Source organism: Mycoplasmoides gallisepticum, assembly GCF_900476085.1.
In the GTDB taxonomy this organism is placed as follows: Bacteria; Bacillota_I; Bacilli_A; order Mycoplasmatales; family Mycoplasmoidaceae; genus Mycoplasmoides; species Mycoplasmoides gallisepticum.
The window spans coordinates 145,475-166,778 of sequence record NZ_LS991952.1 but is presented as its reverse complement, the minus strand read 5'-3'; the positions used below and the strand labels follow the sequence as shown (position 1 = coordinate 166,778).

Below are 21,304 nucleotides of genomic sequence, written 5' to 3'. Positions count from 1 at the left end.
CAACATTACTCGTAATGTTTCTTTGGTATTCGTTTCACAGCTCATAAAAAAAGAAATAACCTGAGATCGGTTTGGTATAAATGATCTTTGCATCATTTAGTCCTAAGAGTTGTTGAAACGAATCAAACCGGTTTTTAAACCCATCAAAATTAACATTAGTTAGATAAATAAAATTATAGCGATCATCAGGATAGATCTTTCTAAAAGTCGCTAAGATCGACTTATACTCATCAAATTTGGTATTCGTAATCGTATTACTTGAGTTAAGCTCATTAAGGTTTAATTTTGATGGTGCTAATGGTTCTAAGAAAACAAATGTTTTCTTATTGATATCAAAATCAGTACGGTTCTTATATATATAATCAGAGATATTATACTGGTCAGTTACCAAAAAGATATTTAGGTATTGTTTGATCAACAAAGGCACCTTTGTTGGATCTAACATTAATCTTTTCGCATTAAAGAAGAGTTCATAAATCTTCTGATAAAACCGCACATTTAATCTAAGCTTGTCACTAACTTGAGTATTATTTAGTTGGTAAGATACACCATCATAGAAAAGGAACTTTTCTTGGTTGTACACTAGTTGGTATAACGGTGTTCTTTTAAATGTGTCAAGACTAATTTGGTCTATTTAACCATCATTAAAATCGTTGTTATTATTGGTATTACTTTCTAAATGTCTTTTTGCATTGACAAAGATCTTCTTGAAATCATCTTGGTAATTAATTAACACCTGTTGGGGGTTAAAGTTAATTAAATTGTTGTTGATTAGTTGTGCGTAGTTTCTAAAAAACACCGTTTTTAGATAGTTAGTGTTAGCAATCACATGAAACTTATTAAGATAAGGTAAGAAGTTATATAACATCAGTGATTGGTTATCCCAGATCGTTGTTAGTAACTGAGGTGAGATAAAGATATCAAACAATAAAGGTTTGTTTACTAACTGTGGATCATTAATATATTGATTATGAAAATAGATCCGAATCAGATCTAAAAACGTTAAAGCATTAGCTGAAGTGTAGCTAATGTTTGTATTGTTAGCAAAGATCGTGCTATTATTTGTTTCAACTAACCCTTGGTTTTGGGGGTAGTTGTTTTGGAACCAGTTCGTGATATTACTAGCAACGTTAATACTAAAATCAACGTCATTAACTAGTTGTTGTTGGTATAAAAATACCACAGGTGAGTTTTTATCATCAACTACATCGTCGTTTAAAAAGTATTGCGTAAGCATTAACGATGATAAAACTGATTGGTAATCACCATCTGTTAAAAAGATTTTAATCGTTTTTGTTTGCGCTGTTTGATTTAGATCATCATAGAAAAAATCGGCATTATTTGTTAAATTTTCGTCATGTAAACTCTGTTTATAGTCGACAATTTTATTCTCTTTAATCAAGCCAATATTTAGGTTAAATAAACCTAATAAAGCGATAAAGAAGAATGAAATTAACCGAAAAATTTTTCTTATGAACATCTAAATTTAAATATGTACTTAATGATATTATTAGAAGGTTGTTCAGACACCCTTGGAGCATGTAAATCCCCAGGTAAGAACACAACAAAAGAGTTTTTTGATGGCACTAAGCGATTGTGAGAAACACCATCTTTAGTTGTATCTGAAATATAAAAAGTTACATCCTTAGTTTCATTATAAGGAATTTCCACTTTCATATTCTTAGCATCTTCAGCGTGCTGACTAAAGTAGATTTCTCCAGAGTTAAATACTAGATGAACATCACCATATTTATGGTGTAGTTCATATCTAGCTTCTGTGTTTAAATAAACAACTGAATCTAGAACATTAAGATATAGATCCATCCCATCGATCTCATGAATCCCCACTCTTAAATGCGATAGATCGTAGTTGTGTTGCTCTAAGAACGCTTTAATTTTAGGGAAATACTTATTAACTGATAAGTATTTATCAAAATTCTCTAATTTGTCGTAAATCATAGCTAGTTACTTTTATTATTATTTATTATCTTAAAAAAATAAATTTAATTAGCTTTCAGTAGGTCTCTAATATAGTATTCGACTGCGATCATTGAACGAACATCGTTTTCACAGTATATTGCTAAATCGATTGCGATTTGTTCTCATTCTTGATCAGATAATAAACCTAAGAACCGTTTAGCGGTTAGGTTTTGTGCCATATCTCCTCTTTTAACATTAAGCGTAGCATAATCAACAGCTTTAGCTTTCTTACGGTGTTCTGAAGAAGTCAATAATAAGGTTTTTTTAATTGAGTAAAAACCGTTTAAAGACCTGATCACCAGTAGTTTTTTACTTAAATTAAAGAAATCGGCTAAATCAAAGAGATTGTTTTCAATCTCTTTAACTTTTTTTAAGAAATCAACATCCAGATTTTTTTGATCAAGAAACTGCTGAGGATGATATTGCTTATATCTTTCAAGATAATAAGCCATTTCATATAGTCGGCTTTTTTCAAACGACTTGTTATAAACAACATAACTATAATCTTCACCTTGATGAAGATCATTAATGATCTTAGCAAACCAATTTACATCTAGTTTACACGGATCGATAACATCGTTAAAACACTCTAATTCTTTAGAATCGTTATTATCAATAATATATGAATTTTGCGTTACAATTTGCATATTTGGTAACAAATCATCCATCGGAGCAAAGAGGTGACAAATTGATTCAAAGTCAAAATAAACTTTTTTTGGTTTTAATTTGTTAAATGCGGTTTTTGCTTCATCAAAAACAAAATAATCAATTGGTTTGGTTCCATATACTTTATTTAAAGTATTGAAATAGTTAACCGGTTTTAGAGTATCAGCGTTGTTTGAAACGTAATTCATAAAATTCGTTATTGAAAATGGTTCGTTATTTTGATTAACTAAAGGAAAGTCTAATTGGTCGTTTTCATTAAAAAACTTTGCAACCTTATAGACGTTCCCGCTTAATAAAAACGGTTCAAAAACTTTCTTACCTAAAGTATATTTAATGATCGTTCCATGAACATTATCAGCGAACTGATTAAAGTAAGCATTTGATAAAACAATCTTACCTATATTCGTCTCTTTAATCTGCATCATTTCATCAAAAACGTTATCAAAAGCATTTTTAACAATCGACATATGTTCAGCAACAAAGTTATAGGTTTTCTTATTGTCGCTTTCTTTTACGTTAAATAAGAAAATGTCTAAAAGATCGCCAAATGAGGTATTATTAGGTTTTAGTTCTGGATAATCTAAAGCTAATTTTTCATAACCAGAACGCTTAAAACTAGCTTTATTCTCAATTAATGATTTGCTAAATAAATTAGGTTCTTTTAGTTTTTCAGGGAAAGCTGCACTATTTTTACTATGACAAACTGTGTTTGTAGTAGTAAACTCCACCCCATTCTTTTTAGATAATGTGTATTTAATTAAAACAACATTTCATTCAACAACTTCATAACCTAATTCAGCTAAAACTCGATAATCATAATAAAAAGCAACGATATCTTTTCTTTTAGTGGTTGTTGAATTTTTTAAACTATAAACAGTTGCTTTGATCTTTCCGTTTTTATGTCTTTCAAATAAACAACAATCAATATTTGCTTGTAAAAAATATTGGGATTTTTCATTAAAGTAAATCCCGTCCAAGATTAGCAGTTTTGTTTCATTATAATCGTGTTTTTTGATAATTTCATGTAAATCGATTGCTGTGATTAAAGGTGTTTTTTGATAATATGCTAAATCGATTATTCTTAATGCTTTTTTATCTTCTTGTAGATCGAAAACATCTGTGTATTTAATCTGAGATTCATTAAATACACCATCAACAAATTTAAGATTATCTTCTTCTAAATTAGCATAGTCGATTTCTTGAAACAGAACTCTTCTTTTAATATATTCTTTTGCTTTAACTTTAATCTTACTTACTTCATTTAGGTAGATGTTTTTTGATTCTTCTTGATTTAATTCATCAGTAATAAAATCAATTTCATCAAAATCAATCACTGAGGTGTTTTCATTTTCTAATTGATCAATTAAATCTACGTAGTCGTCTTTAGATAAACCTAGTTCGTTTTGAATAATCGCAAGTAATTCAGTGTTACTAAACTTTCACAACGATTTAGGGCGATTAAAAGTGTTTAAAAAGTCAGTTTTCTTGAAGATCTGTTTTTTTTCCATAAGTGCTAATTAAACTTGCTATTTAATTTAAAAGGAATTTTACCATTTATTGCTTGTTTAATATCCACAACTTTTTTTGAAGGCATTAAGTATTTGGTAATAGCAATACTGCCTTGCTTTAAATAAACATAAATACCACTAGAATCGATTTGATAGATCGTTCCCACTAAATCGTCGTTGTGTTCTCGATTATTTTCTACAAGATGACAAGCAGCAATTTTTACTCGTTGGTTATCGTAATCTAAATAACCACCAGGTGTTGATCATAATCCTTTTTGCCAGTTAACAAAACTTTTTGCATCTAGATTTAGAATAAGATGTTCTTGCTCTTTTTTTATGTTTAAACCTAGAGTAAAACGCTCGTGGTTTTGCTCTTTAGGTTGTAAATTAGTTTCATAAATATTTTTAATGGTTTTAATTAAAAATGCCGGTGATTTAGCAATAATTTCTTGATTTAAATCATCGTGATTTCATTCAGGATTAATCTTTATTTCTAATTGATCATAAACTGGTCCATGATCCATTTTCTCATCTAGCTTCATAATTGAAATCGCTGTTGATTCAAAGCCATTAATAATCGCGTGATGAATCGGTGCTCCACCCCTTAATAAAGGCAATTTAGACGGATGAACATTTAAGATGCCATCGCTGAATAGATCAATTACTTTCTTGGGAATAAATTGCCCATAAGCAATACACACCCCAAGATCAAATTCCATCTGAGCTAATTGGTCGTAGAATTCTGATAACTTCTCAGGTTGATAGATTGTTAATTTATTATCCAAGCAATACTGTTTAACCGCATTAAGTTTATTTTTTTTATTATTTAGATTAACCCGATCTGGAGGACAAATAATCGCAACAACATTAAAAAAATTATCGACTAACAGCTCTTTTAGACAAGCTAGCGATAATTCTGTTGTTCCAAAAAAAATGACTTTTTTCTTATTCATTATTTTTTAAATTTTCTTTTTAGCTTTTGCTTCTTTTTTAGCTAATTTAGCAGCTTTCTTGCGCTCTTTAATCTCTAATTTTCTTAAGCGTTCATCTTCTGCTTTTTTCAATCGCGCATCTTCTTTATTCTTTAATGGTTCAATTCAAGAAAATTCTTTTTGAAAATCTTGCAACCCATTAATTTGGATTTTTCTTTCTGGAACATCACGCTTACTTTTAGCTGGTAATGTTAATACTTCTGCTTCAATAATTGCAGGATCAAATGTAGCTTGAGTCCTAGCATCTTTGGTTTGGAAATAAATGCAATATCGTTCACGAGCCATCTCTTTTTTACGATTATCTAAATATTGTTTTTTATCTTTTTTAGATAGTTTGTGCTCTAATAGGTATTGCTTTGTTTCTTCTTTAAATTGCTTGTGCAACTTACGATCATCGTTTGGAGATGGTCGTTTAGCAACAAAAGAATACATAATTTCACGCCCATACATTTCGTTATCTTGGAGATAACGCTTAATGGTTTTTCACACCTCATTACGACGTTCTTCTTTAGTTTTTCCTGAAAACTGACCAGGCTCTTTAGATTTTTTTCTCTTATAGATAACGTAACTTATTAGCCCGATTGGAATAATTACTAATAAGACGATAAAAAGGAAACTACTATTCATTAATTTTTGTTGTATATAATTTATCTACTTATATATTATAATTAATAAGTTATATAATTTTAAGGTATCAAACGATATGGCTAACATAAAAGCAAACGAAAAGAGCTATCGTCAGAATCAAAAGGCAAATTTATTAACTAAAGGGTTTAAAACATCTTTAAAGAACCAACTGAAGAAAACTAAGGCTTCTAAAGATAAAAAAGATGTTGAACAAGTTTATTCTTTAGCTGATAAGCTAGCTAAAAACAACAGAATCTCTAAGAACAAAGCTCGTCGTCTTAAATCAAGAGCAGCTAGATGATCAAATTCAGCAACTGCTGCTAGTCGCTAAACCTTGGAACGTTAATAGTCCAAGGTTTTTTTAATATGACCAATACTATTTTTGATCAGATCATAATGCTGATCAAATTTTAAATAATAAGTTGACATTGGATCGTTTGCCACTTCAACTACTTCTTTATTCTTATTTAATAAAGAAGTGATCTTCACTTGATCAATCTTAAAGTTCGGACCATAGATAATGTATTCTTGGGCTTTTTTAAAGTTGTTCTTACAAGTAACCTTAATATATCCATCATCTTGGATCTCATCCACGATGAAAGCAAACGTTTGTGAAATCTTGCGTTCTTCTTCGTGGTATAGCATCGCATCAATCCCAGGTTGATTATGCGCAAACCCTTTGTTGGTAGGACGGTTTTCAGCTGATTTTAGATCTTGTTTAACTTGATCTAAAATCACTTTTTCATCTTCTTTGTTTGTATTAAAACCATTAGCTAAATAATAGTCCATTGCGTAACGATATGAACGAATTACGGTTGCCACGTAATTGATTGATTTCATACGTCCTTCAACTTTAAATGATGCTACTCCTAATTCCATTAATTGTTTGATCTCATCAATTAATGCCATATCTTTAGGCGACATCGTGAATGAATCAGAATGGTGTTGTTGTTTATCATCTTTTAGTTCATAGCGTCAACGACAAGATTGTGCACAACCACCAACGTTAGCATCACGTAACGATCAGTTATTTGACATCATACAACGACCACTAAAAGCAATACACACAGCCCCGTGGATGAAATATTCGATCTCAACCTTATCTTTTACTTTAGGCATAAGTAATGATAGTTCATCCATCGTTACTTCTCTAGCTAAAACAACTCGACTTAAGCCATTACTTTTTCAAAATAAAGCTGATTTAGAGTTCGTAACACTTTGTTGGGTTGATAGGTGTAGATCTAAATTTGGGTGGTGCTTTTTTGTGTAATCAATGATGAATGGATCTGCTACGATCAAACCATCCACCCCAGTTTCTTCTAAATTAGCAATAAATTTAGCAAAACCCTTAACCAAAGGGTTATGACATACGACATTAACTGCAACATAAACTTTGCGATTACGCTCATGAGCATAATCAACCGTTTGTTTGATATCTTTAAAAAAGAAGTTACTTGCACTTGATCTTAATGAATAAGCTTTAGCACCTAAAAATACAGCGTCTGCACCATAATCAATGGCAAACATCGCTTTTTGTACATCTCCAGCAGGAGCTAGTAATTCATATTTCATTATCTTTTAACTTTTCCTTCTTCTTTAATTAAGTGTTTAATCTCTTTCATCCCACCAAAAAATCCTGAAGCGATCTCGATTGGTGAGCTGATTTTTGCAATCTCATCATACTTTTTATTAATTAATTGATCGGACACTGCTTTTTTATTATTTAATTTGTTAATTAAATCTTGGTAGATTAAAGTAACTTTTTCATGATCTTCTTCTTTGATCATGATCGAATCGATCCTAACATAATCTAAACCATAATCATGCAATTCTTTTAGTTGCTTAATTGCGCATAAGATGTATCCAGTAAACATGTGGGTACCAAATTCATCTTCGTAGATTGCATTAGGGTATTTTCTTAGTGCTTCTCTAATCCATAGTTGCTTTTTAGAAGATAATTTGTCTGATATCTTAGCATAAGCTTCAAAGTTAGAGATCATCTTTCACCGCGAATGCATGAAGAATGCATATCCTTGGATTTGCATCTCTAATTCAAGGGATTTTTTATGTTCATGCATTTGCTTAATTTCATTCATAAATAGTTCTCTAGCAATAACTAAATGGTTGATCTTATTTTCTCTAAAAAAATCAAATTGACCATAAGAAGTTACCATCGTTTCTGAATGATAAGCTACTGCTAGATTTAGTTTGTTTTCACGAATGATTTGAACAATCGCATAATCTTGAAAATAGACCTTATCAACTTTTAGTTGATCTAATTCAACTAATTTTTGGGTTAGATCATCTAACTGGTTTTCAAAAATAAAACTGTTTAAAAGAACAAAGATTTTAGTGTTAGCTTTCTTAGTATTACGGTAATCTACTAACTCTTTAAGTTCTTCGTGATTTAAAGTTTTAGTGCACCGTAAAGCAAAATTTTCATAACCAACTAAGATACAATCAATCGCTTGGTCAATAAACTTTTTAGCTTGGTTAAGCGATTGTACTTGGCTTACTAAAAACATAAACTACTCCGTCTCCTGATTGGTCAATTTCGACATTAAATTGTTTTTTATCTAAGTTGTGAATAAACTCTTGCCACGCTAAGTTCTTATGATAAAGTTTATTGTTAGGTTTTATATTTTTTAAAAAAAAATTATCAATAATCATTACCCCATCAGGTAATAAGTAGTTAAGATATTTATTGAATAATTCGATCTGTTTAGCTTTAGGCCCATCAAGGATGATTGCTTGATATTTTTTGGTCGGCATATATTCATAGCAATCTCCAAGAAGACAGTTAATCTTGCTAAAGTTAACTAACCACTCTTTAGCAATCTGATAACGTTGAATATCTTTTTCTAGTGTATCGATCACTAGATCTGGTAAGTGCACACTTAAATACATTGAACTGAACCCAATCCCCGTGCCGATTTCAAGTAGTTGACTAATTTTAAGTCGTGATAATTGATTAACTAAATTAACCAGATTCTCATCACGCATAATCGGAATTTTTAGTTCTAGATTAAGTTGCTTAAATTTATTTAGGGTATCTGTCATCATCAAAAAACGATTGCAAGATTACAAAAGCAGCAAGCTTATCAATCTTTTCTTTACGTTTCTTAGCTTTTATTTGGTTGTCAATTAATAGTTGATCAGCTATTATTGAAGTGTAGCTTTCATCATAGATGATCACCTCATTTTTATAGTTTGCTTTTAATAGTTCAATAAAGTTCTCAACCATCTCTGTGGTTGAAGACTTAGTTTGATCAATATTTTTAGGCATTCCGATAACAAACTTAAAATCATAAAAAAAGCTTGCTGTTTTTTCTTTTAATTCAGCTAAACATTGCCTGAAATCATATTGGTTAAATGAGATCACACAATATGGTGAAGCGATCTTAAACTCACCATCACCAGTAGCGATCCCTAGGGTTCTGGAGCCAACATCCAAAGCTACGTAATACATATATTAACGAAATCTGCTTTTAGTTTGCCAACATCTTTATCTGTGCTAAATCCACCTTGAGCAAAGTTTTGCTTACCACCACCTTTAGCACCAAACATCGCATTAACTTTATCAATTAATAGCTTAGCATTCAACTTATAAGTGGCATTCTTAATTCCGATTAGATAGTTAATCTTATTATCAGATTTATTAATGAAAAAGAAGAGATGATCTGGTTTTTCATTAACTAATTCACTATGAGCAATTGATAAAGCTTTATGTTCTTCTTTATCAAAGAACAATAAAACAATTTTATGTTCTAAGTTGTCTAAAGCCAATTTTTTAATCTGGTTAGCACGGTCTTTGGTTTTCTTTTTATCTAACTCTAATTTAATGGCCTTATATTCTTCTTTAATCTGTTCAAACGCTCTTAAAGTCTTTCTTAGATCTTTAATAGAATTAGGTAAATTAAATGAATGTAATTTCTTACTAAAATCTAAGTAATGAGTTAGATCGTAATTACCTAATTCATTGAACATATGATCTTTTTCTTGTTTGATCTCGTTTTGTTTATCAACTAAATAGTTGTAAATCGTTTCATAAGAACTCATGATTTCAATTCTTCAACGACCAGCACCTAATGAATAAAGGTTAGTAATAAAACATTCTTCAATCTCTTTGGTGTTGTCAACATGAGTTCCGCCACACAGTTCAACACTGTAATCACCAATCTTGATTACTCGAAGTAATTCGTGTTTTTTATATTCTTCTTCAAAGTAAGCAATTGCATTCATTTTTTGACTAGTTTCATAGTCAACATGGTGCACGGTAACTGGAATTTTATCTGCGATTACCTGGCGCATTTTGGTTTCAATTTTATCCAGATCTTCATCTGTTAATCTTGTTGGGTAATTAAAGTCTAGAGTTGCTTTAGCTGCTGATTTAAATGCACCTGATTGTTTAATTGTTTCACTTATCGTATTTTTAAGTGTCGCGTGTAAGATATGTTCTAAAGAGTGGTTTTTTCTTACTAGTTTTCTTCAGTTCTCATCATGCATTAACTCCACTTTTTCGTTAAGCCAAAAACTTGCCTTCTTAAAGTGGTGTAGGTGTTGCTTATTTGGAGCTTTAATCACATTATCAAAGTGAACAACAAGATTACCTTTTTTAAGACAATAACCTTCGTCAAATCTTTGACCACCAGATGTAGCGTAGATCGGCGTACTTTCAAAAACCGCTCAACCAGAACCAACTTCAATCTGGTCTACTGGGTTAAACTTATCATCAAAGATTGCAACCACTTTAGTTTTTATATTGTTTTTGTCATAGAAAAACTTAGATGGTGTCTTAAACTTAAGCAAGTTTTCATTTTGTTTTTTTAGACCAACTTCACCATTATTAGCTTTTGAAATTTCTTGGTGTTTTTTAAATAGTTCCTCAAAACCATCTAAATCTAATTTAATCTTTGCTTCAGCTGATAATTCTTTAATTAAATCTAAAGGGAAACCATAGGTTTCAACTAGTTTAAAGATCGTTTCAGCAGTTATATTATTAGTTGTTTTTGCTTCATTAAAGATCTCAAAACCATAATCTAATGTTTTAGTAAAATTATTTGCTTCATTAGTAATTGCTTGAATAACAATTTCTTTATTTGGAATTAAATATTTAAAGAAATCGCTATAGGTGTTAATGATTACATTAATTGTTTCAACCAGATATTCTGGTTTAGCATTTAACTTTTTAGCATATACAAAAGCTCTACGTAGTAGCTTTCTAATAATGTAATCACGATCTTTAGCACCAGGTAACACACCATCAGCAATTGCAAACACACCACACTTTAAGTGGTCAGCAATAACACGGAAGGCTCTTAAAACATCTTGTTCAGATTGATCTTTACTAAAGTAATGATCAACAACGTATTTATGATTAGTGTGTTTTTCAATTGTTCTGATTATTGGTAAATATAGATCAGTGTCATAATTAGTTGGAACATCTTGTAAAATACATGCAAATCGTTCTAAACTAGCACCTGTATCAATATTTTTTCTTAATAATTCTGTGTAATTATTATTTCCAGTATTGTTAAATTGAGAAAAAACGATATTTCATACTTCGATATAACGATCATTTTCAATATCTTCAAAGAAAAGTTTTTCACCTAATTTATTAGGGTCGTATTTTTCACCTCGATCGTAATAAATTTCTGTACTTGGACCACAAGGACCAGATCCTAGATCTCAGAAATTTCTTTTCCTATCACATCTGATGATGTGGTGAGGATTGATCCCTTGACCTACTCAATAATTAAAAGCGTCGTTATCATCTTCATAAATTGTGATGTATAGCTTATCTTTATTTAAACCATAGAATTTGGTTAATAATTCATAACCAAATTCGATTGCTTCCTTTTTGAAATAATCCCCGATTGAAAAGTTTCCAAGCATTTCAAAAACAGTATGGTGTCTTGATGTTACTCCAACGTTTTCAATATCGTTAGCTCTAATACATCTTTGCGAATTAGCTAATCTTGGATTAATAGGGTTTTCTTCACCTGAAAAGTATTTTTTTAAAGTTGCTACACCTGCATTTATTCACAATAAACTAGGATCATTGATAGGTACTAATGATTTTGATTCAATGATCTCATGTTTTTTTGATTTAAAGAAATCTAACCAAATTTGTCTTATTTGTGAGCCACTTAAGTGTTTATTCATACGTAAAAATTTAGTTTTTATAAGAAAACTAATTACTTAATTTTAAATTATCGAATAATCATTAACAAGAAGTTTACAGAATAAACATTGATTGTGGCGTGTTCAAAAAAAAGTTAACTGAAATTGAACACAAATTTTGTAGTTCTTAAGGCAGGTAAATTATTGCTTATCTTTTTTGTTTATACTAACTTGTTTGATTTTTAAAAATAGTTAAAATAAGCGGTAAATTTATGTAAATTCTATTGATTAACTCCATAAAGTCAAATGCTAAAAATACATTTTTATTTTGCTGCATTGTTTAATCATTTATTGAGTTTTAAAGATTAGTTCATTTACTTCCATAGATATCACGACCTTTAAACAAGAATACAACTTGTTTAAACCTGAAGTTTAACAATAACTTCAAAACATGAACAAATTAAAAGTTAGTCATTAATTTTTCTTAAAATTTAAATGAGATCTTTAAAATTAATATAAACGAGCGCAAAAATGAATTATTTTAAAGCATATAAAAATAAATTAGTTTCTGTCAATCAGGCCATTTCACTAATAAAAAATAACTCGAATATTTGGTTTGATTATCTGCAGCCAAAACTACTTTTACAGGGGCTAAAAGATACATTAGAAACTAATAGCTACTCTAATTTAAATTTTTATTATTATGCTTCTAGCTCTGATTGTGAAGAAACAATCTTTTTAGACAAATTTAATCAAATAGTTAAAAGACATTGTTTTTTCTACAGAGCTAATGAAAGAAATGCTTTAAAGAAATATCAAAACGGAATACTTCAAAATAACGTTGAATACTATCCATTTCATTTCTCTGAATCTACTAAGATTCTTAATAATTTTGCTATAGATACGGTTATTTTAATAACTACTGATATTGATGAAAACGGTTATTTTAATTTAGGCTTATCCACTTGTTATGATTTAGATTTAATTAAAAAAGCAAAACAAGTAATTATTGAAGTCAATAAAAATATGCCTCATATTATGGGCGATAAGCATCAAATTCACATTAATGAGGTAGCCGCAATAGTCAAATCTGACTATCAACTAACTGAAGCATTAAGTGTTGATCCAAGTCCAGAACACTTGAAAATAGCAGATTATGTAGCTTCATTAATTCAAGATCGTTCTACGATTCAATTGGGTATAGGTGCAATTCCCAACATGGTGTGCAAAAAACTTGTAAATAAAAAAGACCTAGGAATTCATACAGAAATCCTAGGTACTGGGATGGTCGAACTTATCAAACTTGGGGTGGTTAACAACAAATATAAAGAAATTGACCAAGGGGTATCAACGTTTGTATTTGCTGTTGGAGACCAAGATATGTACAAATATCTTGATCATAACGATAAATTTAAAATTGCACGATTTGATTATGTAAATAACCCATTAAATATTGCCAAATTCGAAAACTTTATTTCGGTTAATTCCGCTATCGAAATAGATTTATTAGGTAATGTTAACGCTGAACAAATTCAGCATAACCAATATTCGGGTTCTGGTGGACAAGCAGATTTTATTAGAGGTGCTAGCTACTCTAAAAATGGTAAGAGTATCATTGCAATGAAATCAACAACTAGTGATTGCAAAATTTCTAAGATTGTAACCAAACTTAAAGGGGTTACAACGACATTAAGAAATGATTTAGATTATGTAATCACCGAATATGGAATTATTAGCTTAAAAGCTAAATCAGTAAAACAACGCGCAAAATTGTTAATTAGTATTGCTCATCCTAAGTTTAGATCTTATTTAACTAGAGTTGCTAGATCTAAACTACTTATTGATTAATCTATTTAATAATCTTCGTAATTTTACCGCCGCCTACTACTCATAAATTTTGATCATAAATAACACCATACTGTCCAGGAGTTACCCCGATCTGTTTGGTGTATTTAACTATCACTTTATCATCATGATATGAAACAATTTCGCACTCTTGTAACTTCTGGCGGTGTCTAAATCTGATTCATAATTTCTTATTAAATAATTGATCTTTAGTATCAATTAATCAATTAAACTTCTCTAGTTCACAACTAACTGAACTTAAATATTGATCTTTACTTGATTCATAACAAACATATAACGTATTGTTATTATAATCTTTGTCACAGACAAAGATCTTCTCTTTAGTCCCTCCAACATGCAGTCTTCGAGATTGGCCTATTGTATAAAAATACAATCCGTCATGTTCACCAATTTTTTTATTTTCGTCAATTAAAATAATTGGACCTTTTTTAATCGCTAAATAATTACTTAAGAATTGCTTAAAATTACGTTCACCAATAAAACAGATTCCTGTTGAATCTTTTTTATTGGCAACATACAAATTAGCTTGTTTAGCAATTTCTCTAACTGTTGGCTTATCCAACTCGCTTAAAGGGAAGATAATATTTTTTAATTGCTCTTTTTTAAGCATCGTTAAAAAATATGTTTGATCTTTATTATGATCTTTTGTATGAACTAAAAAGACTTCGTCATCTTTAGTAATAAGTTTTGCATAATGTCCAAATGCAATCTTAATATCATCACCAAACTGCTTTCTTAATGCATTTATGAATCAACCAAATTTACCAAACTGATTACATAACACGTCTGGATTTGGGGTCAGACCTTTCTTGTAATCTTCTAAAACTTTAAGAAATACATCATTTCAATACTGTTCGACAAAATTGAAATGATAAAGTTTGATTTTTAATTGTTCACACAGTTTTTGTGTGTCTTCATAATCTTGTTTGGCATCACACCCTTGAATCTGATCATCAGCATGATCTGATAATAGTTCGAAATTAAGATCTTTGTCCCAATTTTGCATAAAAGCTGCCACAACATCATAACCTTGTTGTTGTAACAAATAAGCACAAACTGCAGAATCAACCCCACCAGAGAGTGCTACTACAACCTTAGGTTTTTCTTGTTTATGAAAAAAACTAAGTGCAGCTTTCTTGTCGTTTTCAATCGCTTCTTTTAATTCATTGATTGAATTAAACTTAACTGTTGGTCTGATGAATTGATAAAGCTCAACTTTGATTTTTTTTCCATAAATGTCTTGATCAAAATCAAAGATATGAGCTTCGCACTGTCTTTGTTTTTCATCAAACGTTTTAGGTTTTCCAATAAAACAGATCCCTTGATAAGTTTTATTGTCTACAATGACTTTACAAACATAAGATCCTTCAGTTAACTCAATTAACTTATTATCTAAAATAATGTTTGCTGTAACAAACCCTATTGTTCTTCCCCGTTGGGCATTTTTAATTACTGTTCCCTTAAGATAAAAGGGTGTAAGCAATAATTTATTAGCTTGATCAAGATCACAATTAATAATTAGTTTCTTAATCTCACTTGTAGAACAATGATCTTTTTTTACAACAACAACTTCATAACCATTCTTTGCAAACAAAGAATAATCTACTTGATCACTACCAAACTTAAAATCAGATCCAACAATAATTCTTTTAGGTTGGATTAGTTTAATGTAATTATCAATGAACTCTTGAGCTGATAAATTATTATTTAACAGATCATAAACAAGTAGTTGTTCAAGACCACTTAAAGCTGATAATTGTTCAATTTCATCAACTTTAGGATATAGCAACCTTTGCTTTTTGGGAATATGGTCAAAAGTTAAAAGATTAAATCGATCTGATTGTTTAAATAATTTAGCATGTCCTTTATGGATCCCATCAAAAAAGCCAATGACTAAATCAACACCTTTGTTGACTTCTTTGATTGTCTTACTTGTTAAATTGATAATCGATAACATCTTTTAAACTATATTGACCAGATCTTGTTCTTACCAAGTCTACCATCATGGCTGTGGTGTTGAATTGACTGGCTAGATCAACCACGAAAGAACGAACATAAAAACCCTTTTTAACATCTAATAAGATCTCAGCATAATCATCATAATATGAAATTAACTTAGCCTTATATATGGTTGTAGGTCGCTTCTCTAGTTCGAAATCTACTGCTTTTCTTGCTAACTGATAAGCCCTAACACCATTAACCTTAAGCGCTGAAAAATTTGGGGGAAGTTGATAAAAACTATGATTATCTAAGCTAGTTAGATAATCATTTAATTGTTTTATCTCTGGAACATAATTAGTTGTTCTAATTACTTTGCCAAGACGATCATAACTATCAGTGTGGGTGTTAAACTTTAGCTTAACTAAATATTGCTTATCGTCTTGGTTTAGTTGACTTAACTCTTTGGTCCTCTTATTAGTTGCAACCACTAAAACCCCAGATGCTAACGGATCTAGTGTACCATTATGTCCAGCTTTTTTTATATTAAAGCGCTTTTTGAATAAATTCAAACAAAAAGCACTTGAGATATTTTTTGGTTTATCAATAATAACGATCTTGTTATTAAAGTCCATTCTTATTATTATTGGAAGTTTCTAATTAGGTTGTAACTATCTAGATTAGAATAACCAGCAATTAACAAAGCACATGTGGTTAACATTAACAAGATCCCAACAAAAATTGTTAATCAGATAATCATATGTAAAGTAAACGAACGATAGATCTGGTTAATCCCTGAAAAGAACGCTGCTATAAAATATAGGTATGGCAAAAAGAAGATGGCAAAATAAACAATTGCCATAATACGCATTGCTTGGTTTAGTGATCTAGCGTTGTTAACAGCTGGATATTGGATCCCTGATAAATTAACAAATCTTTGCATAATGCCAAGAATGACAGCGAAAAAAATGATTAATACTGTTGTTATTCCAGAAATCATGTATCATTTTTTTCTCATTAACTTATCGTTATTAAGATCTAGTTTATAACTTTTAAAGATATTTCTTTTTTGCATAATTTTTAATAATATTTGAAAAATTATTTAAAACCAACGTTGTATCAGCATTAGTCAAAGCTAATGGTTTGTAAATCTGGTCTTTTACTATTAATAAAATCTACACTAAAGTTTATAATATTGAATTAAAAACTACACATTATTAAATTTTATTACTTGTTAGCTAGTTTTTTATTTAGCTGGTTTTAGCTTGAAGTTATACCTATAATTAAGGTTGATGAGAACAAGAGTAAACGTTATAGATGTTTAAAGAAAAAGGTTTGATTCCTAATTAAATAAAAAACTTCCAGATAAATTGTTATCTAGATGTCATTTGTTAAAATTAATTATTTAGAATAATGAGTATTTTTGGCACCGAATTCATTTTTGATTACCGTTTATAAAATTATAATAACCTTTCTTTTTTTGAGTTAATTAATCGTTTTACACAAAATTGAATTCGGTGCCAAAGGTTCAAACCGTTTGAACTTTAACATCTTTTTTAATTTCTTGTTTTAATTGACAACTAAGTTTGCAAAAAGTGTTTATATGGATATGTCTGAACTTTGTTTTTTAGCTTATCAAGAGACAAATGAAATGTTTTTTCGGACATCGTATAATTCTTTTTTTAAATTCAAAAAAATGTTTGAATAAATTATTGTTTACATAAATAAAAATTTTAATATTTAACGGTAAAAATGATAAATTTCTTTTTATTTTTCAGAGTGCATGCACATTTTTTTACTTACTAAAATGTACTTTTTATAATTGCAAATTTTGTATAAAAAGTTTACAAATTAGTTTCAGTTTAAACAGAAACGAATAAAGCGTGATGCCTTAATCCGCAGAGCGTTAAATTCGCTAGTTTAAAAACTTAGACATATTTTAGAAATCGAACGATTTCTCGTTGTTTTACAAGATTGTGAATAAGAAAACATAAATTGGTTTGGGTAACCAATAATTTAAATATTTGCGTTTTCATATAAACAAATAAATAATTAGTAGTAAAGTAAAAAAGAAAAACCAGGTTAAAGTTAAAAACTAACCTAACTATAAGATAGGAAAAATTTATGAGAAAAAGAACTAAATTTTATATGTATTCCATCGCAACTTTAAGCTCTTTGGGAATATTTTTGTCGTCTTGCACTAGAGCGTCACAACCCGTTCAAAAAGGAGAATTTGATGACAAAGTTGTTATTCAGACTGCACAAAATCAATTTTATCCATTAATGTCAGCATTTAGTCAATTGGTTGATCTCTACAATAAACAATTTGCTAATACACCAGGTTTTTTACCTGTTGAATTACAACAAAGTGAAAAAACTAATGCTACTAGCGAATTACAATTAACTAATAATGTTGTAGGTAGCATTCGCTCTAACTCACCTTTAGTTCCAAATATTATATTAGCTGATCTAAATGCAGCTTATCAGATTAATGGATTTAATCGATTATTAGATTTATCTAACAATCCAATTATCAACGAAAGCTATTTTGACAGTGACATTTATAACAACTTCAATAAAATAAGTGGATCTACCCAAAGTAGTGATAAAGTTTATGCAATTCCGTTTAATTTAACAACCACTGACAGCTTGGTATTTAACAAACCTGTAATGAATTTGTTATTTAGTTTAGTAGAGCAAGGCGGTGGAACTGTAGATAAGAATTCTGCAACATACAAAGAACTTCATATGGAAGACTTTATGGAGAAGATTCCGAACAAAAAATGAAAAAATTTGCAGGTAAAAAGTAACGAAATTTACAAAGGACTTACTGTTGACGATAAAACTTTTTCAAACCTAGAATCAATGTTTGAATTTTCTAAGAAATTTACTGAAGGTTTAGAACTAAAGCAAACTCCAACAGTTACAGGCCAACAAAGAGATTTAAAAGTATTTATGTTAAATTATGGTCCAACTATTTATCAAAAATATCTGTGATCAAAATTAGGTAATTCTAGAGATTCTTGATTGTGAAATCTAAAATTACAAGACAACCAATTTGATTTAGATTTTTCTAATCTAAAAAAGACAGCTAATCAAAACACAATTGGAGAAGCTTACGATTTCTTTAAGAATAATTACACAACATTAAATTTAAATGATGAACAGGTTTTAAAATCAATTTATTTTGGAACAGGCGGAAAATCTGATTGAGCGGCATGAGATATTAGAAATTTCGATACGGCTTTTGGTATCGCTTCTCACGTTGGATGAAATCAATCAGTTGTATCTCCTTTTACGATTAGAACGTTTAGAAGCACTGAAGGTGATGTAACCCAACAAGACATTAATAACGCAAAAAATAACTTTGCTTCGGCAGATGATGTTTTGTGAAAAACACAGCTAACTAAATTAGATAAAAATAATTTAAATAAGAACACTTTCTGAATTGGTGGTTCTTCTTTAATTGGGATTTCAACTTCTAGACAAAGAGATGAACAGACCAAAAAGTTCTTAGAGTGATTATTTAATAACGATACTAGAATAGCTGTACCTGATTCTCCGTTTAACAATCAATCAGTAAGTCAGATCTTAAATAGTGTGTCAGCGTATGATTTAACTTCTAAACAAGCTCTATCTACAACAGCTCAACAAGCACTTACAGATACTATAGCTAAAGAACAAGCCGAAGTGGATAAGGTAAAAAATAACCCAACTCCAGAAACTTATAATAATAGCGACTGATCAAGAATTTATTTAAATAAAGGGGCTTTAGCAAGTTTAACGGATTGATTGACATTCAAATCAGAATTAAATAAAGATCCTGCTAATAATTCAATTGCTTTCATTCATACAGATGAAAAGGCAAATCGAATTCTATCTATTCTTAATGGAGCAGTTTCAGGAATTACTAGATCAGCCGATCCAACTAATCTAACTAAAGAAAATTTACTTAGACAGATTAACGATGCTTTAGGATCAACTGATCAATAAGCTACATAACGTTTAAATAGTTATCAAGTATTTATAACTAAGAAATGCTTGATATTTTTTTACAAATATATGATTTAGAATTTTTGCTAAGATGCAAATTTAATCAAATTTAACGGTAAAAACGGCCAATTTTATCAACGAATATTTTTACAATAAACTTATTTACTCAATGTTTTAAGAGCTTTTTTAATAGGTGAATCAAGCCATTAGGGCACTGAATTAAATTTTGTGTAAAACAATTAATTAACTCAAAAGAAAGAAAGGTTAATATAATTTAATAAACGATAAACAAGAATAAATTCAAAAGACGAACAAATGAAACAGATTCAAAAATTAATTGTTGAATTTGTAAAACAATTTGATCCTAGTAGTGGAAAACAACTATTAAACATCACTGATTATATTGCCAAGCCTGTTTTACAGGCTCTGGTTGATGGTGAACATGTTGGCAAACTAGAGTTATTGAGAGAAAATGCTGATAATGATGAGAATGTGTATCAAAACGGCTCATACACTAGAAATGTTAAGTGAGGGCAAGAAGAAATTCCCAAAAAAATGAAAAGAATTCGTGGTGAAAATCAAAACTCTCAAATTATTCCGAAATATCAAAGAATTATCCATGATAAGTTTATCTTAGATGTTCTTTCTTTAGCTTCTACTCGTTTGTCAAACAATGAAATCGCTGATCAAATAACGTCAATGTATGGATCAAAGTAAGTCCTAACGTAATTTCAAATTGCATCCAAACTGTTCAAGATGAGATGCGCGATTGGCACGAAAAACCGCTAGAAAACAACTACCCAATCATAATGATTGACGGTAAAGTTTTTAAGATCAAAACTGAAGAAAGCGGACGGTCAAAGTACGTAAATAAAACGCTTTATGTCGTGGTAGGAATCAATGCGGATGGTCAAAAAGAGCTTATAGCGCTATACGTAAGCAACATTGAATCTGCTACAGAATGAATGAACATTCTTGATAATTTGAAAAAGAACGCGGCTTGTCTGAAACATGTATTATTGTTTCAGATGGTTTAAAGGGTTTGAAAGAAGTGATCGAAAACGTTTATCCAAAAGCAATGCATATTACTTGCACGGTTCATATGATTAGAAATGCTGCAAAATATGTATCTCATTCTATGAAGTCCGATTTTTTAAGAGACTTAAAAAACATATATGGAGCAGACAATTGAGAAAGCGCAAAACACAGCTTTGAATATTTAAAAAATAAGTGAGCCGGTTCTAACAAGCGCGCAATTGAAGTTGTTGAAAGAGCGATGGATAACATAGAAAAACTCTTTAGCTTTTCTAAAGCTTCACGGACATTAGTTTATACCAGCAACATAGTTGAAAACTATAATTCAGTAATTGGGAGTTACCTAGCTGCTAAAAAGTCTTTTAATAACATAAACCAACTGTTATTAGACCTATATGTACATTTTGGTTACAATCCAAGATATAAAAAACTAAATCAGAAAAGTAATGGACTAAGAAATTGATATAGAATATATGAAGAGTTAATGGATGTATTTCCAAACTTAGTTAAGAAAAACTAAAAGTTCGAAAAAATCCAATTACACAAAATTAGCTTCGTTACCACGTTTTAAAAGAA

Annotated in this window: 16 protein-coding genes and 1 pseudogene; 4 read left to right on the top strand and 13 right to left on the bottom strand. The window is 29.9% G+C overall.

Going from position 1 to position 21,304, the window contains the following annotated elements; genetic code table 4:
* Positions 1–634 precede the first annotated feature (634 nt).
* Genes D2833_RS04185 through D2833_RS00685 form a run of 5 tightly spaced genes read right to left on the bottom strand, consistent with a single transcriptional unit; the run spans position 635 to position 5,773 of the window.
* Entirely contained in the window at positions 635–1,480 is an 846-nt protein-coding gene (locus tag D2833_RS04185; RefSeq protein ID WP_231992475.1) for a hypothetical protein, read from the bottom strand.
* Entirely contained in the window at positions 1,471–1,959 is a 489-nt protein-coding gene (locus D2833_RS00700; RefSeq protein WP_011113360.1) for a YhcH/YjgK/YiaL family protein, read from the bottom strand. The genes D2833_RS04185 and D2833_RS00700 overlap by 10 nt, the downstream gene beginning before the upstream one ends.
* 44 nt (positions 1,960–2,003) lie before the next feature.
* A complete protein-coding gene (locus tag D2833_RS00695; protein ID WP_011113359.1) occupies positions 2,004–4,154 on the bottom strand; it encodes a DUF2779 domain-containing protein in 2,151 nt (716 codons plus the stop codon).
* 5 nt (positions 4,155–4,159) lie between these two features.
* Positions 4,160–5,107 carry a methionyl-tRNA formyltransferase gene (gene fmt / locus D2833_RS00690; RefSeq protein WP_011113358.1) on the bottom strand — a complete coding sequence of 316 codons (948 nt, stop codon included), beginning with the start codon at positions 5,105–5,107 and terminating at the stop codon, positions 4,160–4,162.
* A 6-nt stretch (positions 5,108–5,113) separates the two neighbouring features.
* Positions 5,114–5,773 (bottom strand): DUF5385 domain-containing protein, encoded by a 660-nt coding sequence (locus D2833_RS00685; RefSeq protein ID WP_011113357.1) that lies wholly within the window; start codon positions 5,771–5,773, stop codon positions 5,114–5,116.
* Between the two features lie 76 nt (positions 5,774–5,849).
* Between D2833_RS00685 and rpsT the strand changes: the two genes are divergently transcribed.
* Positions 5,850–6,104 (top strand): 30S ribosomal protein S20, encoded by a 255-nt coding sequence (gene rpsT, locus D2833_RS00680; RefSeq protein WP_011113356.1) that lies wholly within the window; start codon positions 5,850–5,852, stop codon positions 6,102–6,104.
* A gap of 11 nt (positions 6,105–6,115) precedes the next feature.
* On the opposite strand, the gene D2833_RS00675 is transcribed toward rpsT, so the two are convergent.
* From D2833_RS00675 to alaS, 5 genes are read right to left on the bottom strand one after another with little or no spacing between them, the layout of a single operon-like run.
* Positions 6,116–7,345: a peptidase U32 family protein gene (locus D2833_RS00675; RefSeq protein ID WP_011113355.1), complete on the bottom strand. Its 1,230-nt coding sequence runs from the start codon at positions 7,343–7,345 to the stop codon at positions 6,116–6,118.
* A complete protein-coding gene (locus tag D2833_RS00670) occupies positions 7,345–8,298 on the bottom strand; it encodes a U32 family peptidase (RefSeq protein ID WP_011113354.1) in 954 nt (317 codons plus the stop codon). The genes D2833_RS00675 and D2833_RS00670 overlap by 1 nt, the downstream gene beginning before the upstream one ends.
* Positions 8,267–8,836, bottom strand: coding sequence for an O-methyltransferase (locus tag D2833_RS00665; protein WP_231992469.1), 570 nt, complete (start codon positions 8,834–8,836; stop codon positions 8,267–8,269). Before D2833_RS00665 ends, D2833_RS00670 begins: the two co-directional genes overlap by 32 nt.
* Positions 8,814–9,242, bottom strand: coding sequence for a Holliday junction resolvase RuvX (ruvX, locus tag D2833_RS00660; RefSeq protein WP_011113352.1), 429 nt, complete (start codon positions 9,240–9,242; stop codon positions 8,814–8,816). Before ruvX ends, D2833_RS00665 begins: the two co-directional genes overlap by 23 nt.
* A complete protein-coding gene (gene alaS / locus D2833_RS00655; RefSeq protein WP_011113351.1) occupies positions 9,230–11,938 on the bottom strand; it encodes an alanine--tRNA ligase in 2,709 nt (902 codons plus the stop codon). Before alaS ends, ruvX begins: the two co-directional genes overlap by 13 nt.
* A 489-nt stretch (positions 11,939–12,427) precedes the next feature.
* Between alaS and D2833_RS00650 the strand changes: the two genes are divergently transcribed.
* On the top strand, positions 12,428–13,744 hold the full coding sequence (locus tag D2833_RS00650; RefSeq protein ID WP_027333233.1) for an acetyl-CoA hydrolase/transferase family protein: 1,317 nt from the start codon (positions 12,428–12,430) through the stop codon (positions 13,742–13,744).
* 1 nt (position 13,745) lies between these two features.
* Here the strand turns inward: D2833_RS00650 and mnmA are convergent, their stop codons facing one another.
* Genes mnmA through D2833_RS00635 form a run of 3 tightly spaced genes read right to left on the bottom strand, consistent with a single transcriptional unit; the run spans position 13,746 to position 16,775 of the window.
* Positions 13,746–15,719, bottom strand: a complete 1,974-nt coding sequence (gene mnmA / locus D2833_RS00645) for a tRNA 2-thiouridine(34) synthase MnmA (RefSeq protein WP_027333234.1) — start codon at positions 15,717–15,719, stop codon at positions 13,746–13,748.
* Positions 15,691–16,335, bottom strand: a complete 645-nt coding sequence (gene truB / locus D2833_RS00640) for a tRNA pseudouridine(55) synthase TruB (protein WP_011113348.1) — start codon at positions 16,333–16,335, stop codon at positions 15,691–15,693. The genes mnmA and truB overlap by 29 nt, the downstream gene beginning before the upstream one ends.
* 8 nt (positions 16,336–16,343) lie before the next feature.
* Entirely contained in the window at positions 16,344–16,775 is a 432-nt protein-coding gene (locus D2833_RS00635) for an MPN157 family protein (RefSeq protein ID WP_011113347.1), read from the bottom strand.
* Between the two features lie 1,049 nt (positions 16,776–17,824).
* Here D2833_RS00635 and D2833_RS00625 point away from each other — a divergent pair.
* A complete protein-coding gene (locus D2833_RS00625; RefSeq protein ID WP_014885856.1) occupies positions 17,825–19,693 on the top strand; it encodes a P68 family surface lipoprotein in 1,869 nt (622 codons plus the stop codon).
* A gap of 294 nt (positions 19,694–19,987) precedes the next feature.
* Positions 19,988–21,248: pseudogene (locus D2833_RS04395) on the top strand (IS256 family transposase).
* Positions 21,249–21,304 lie beyond the last annotated feature (56 nt).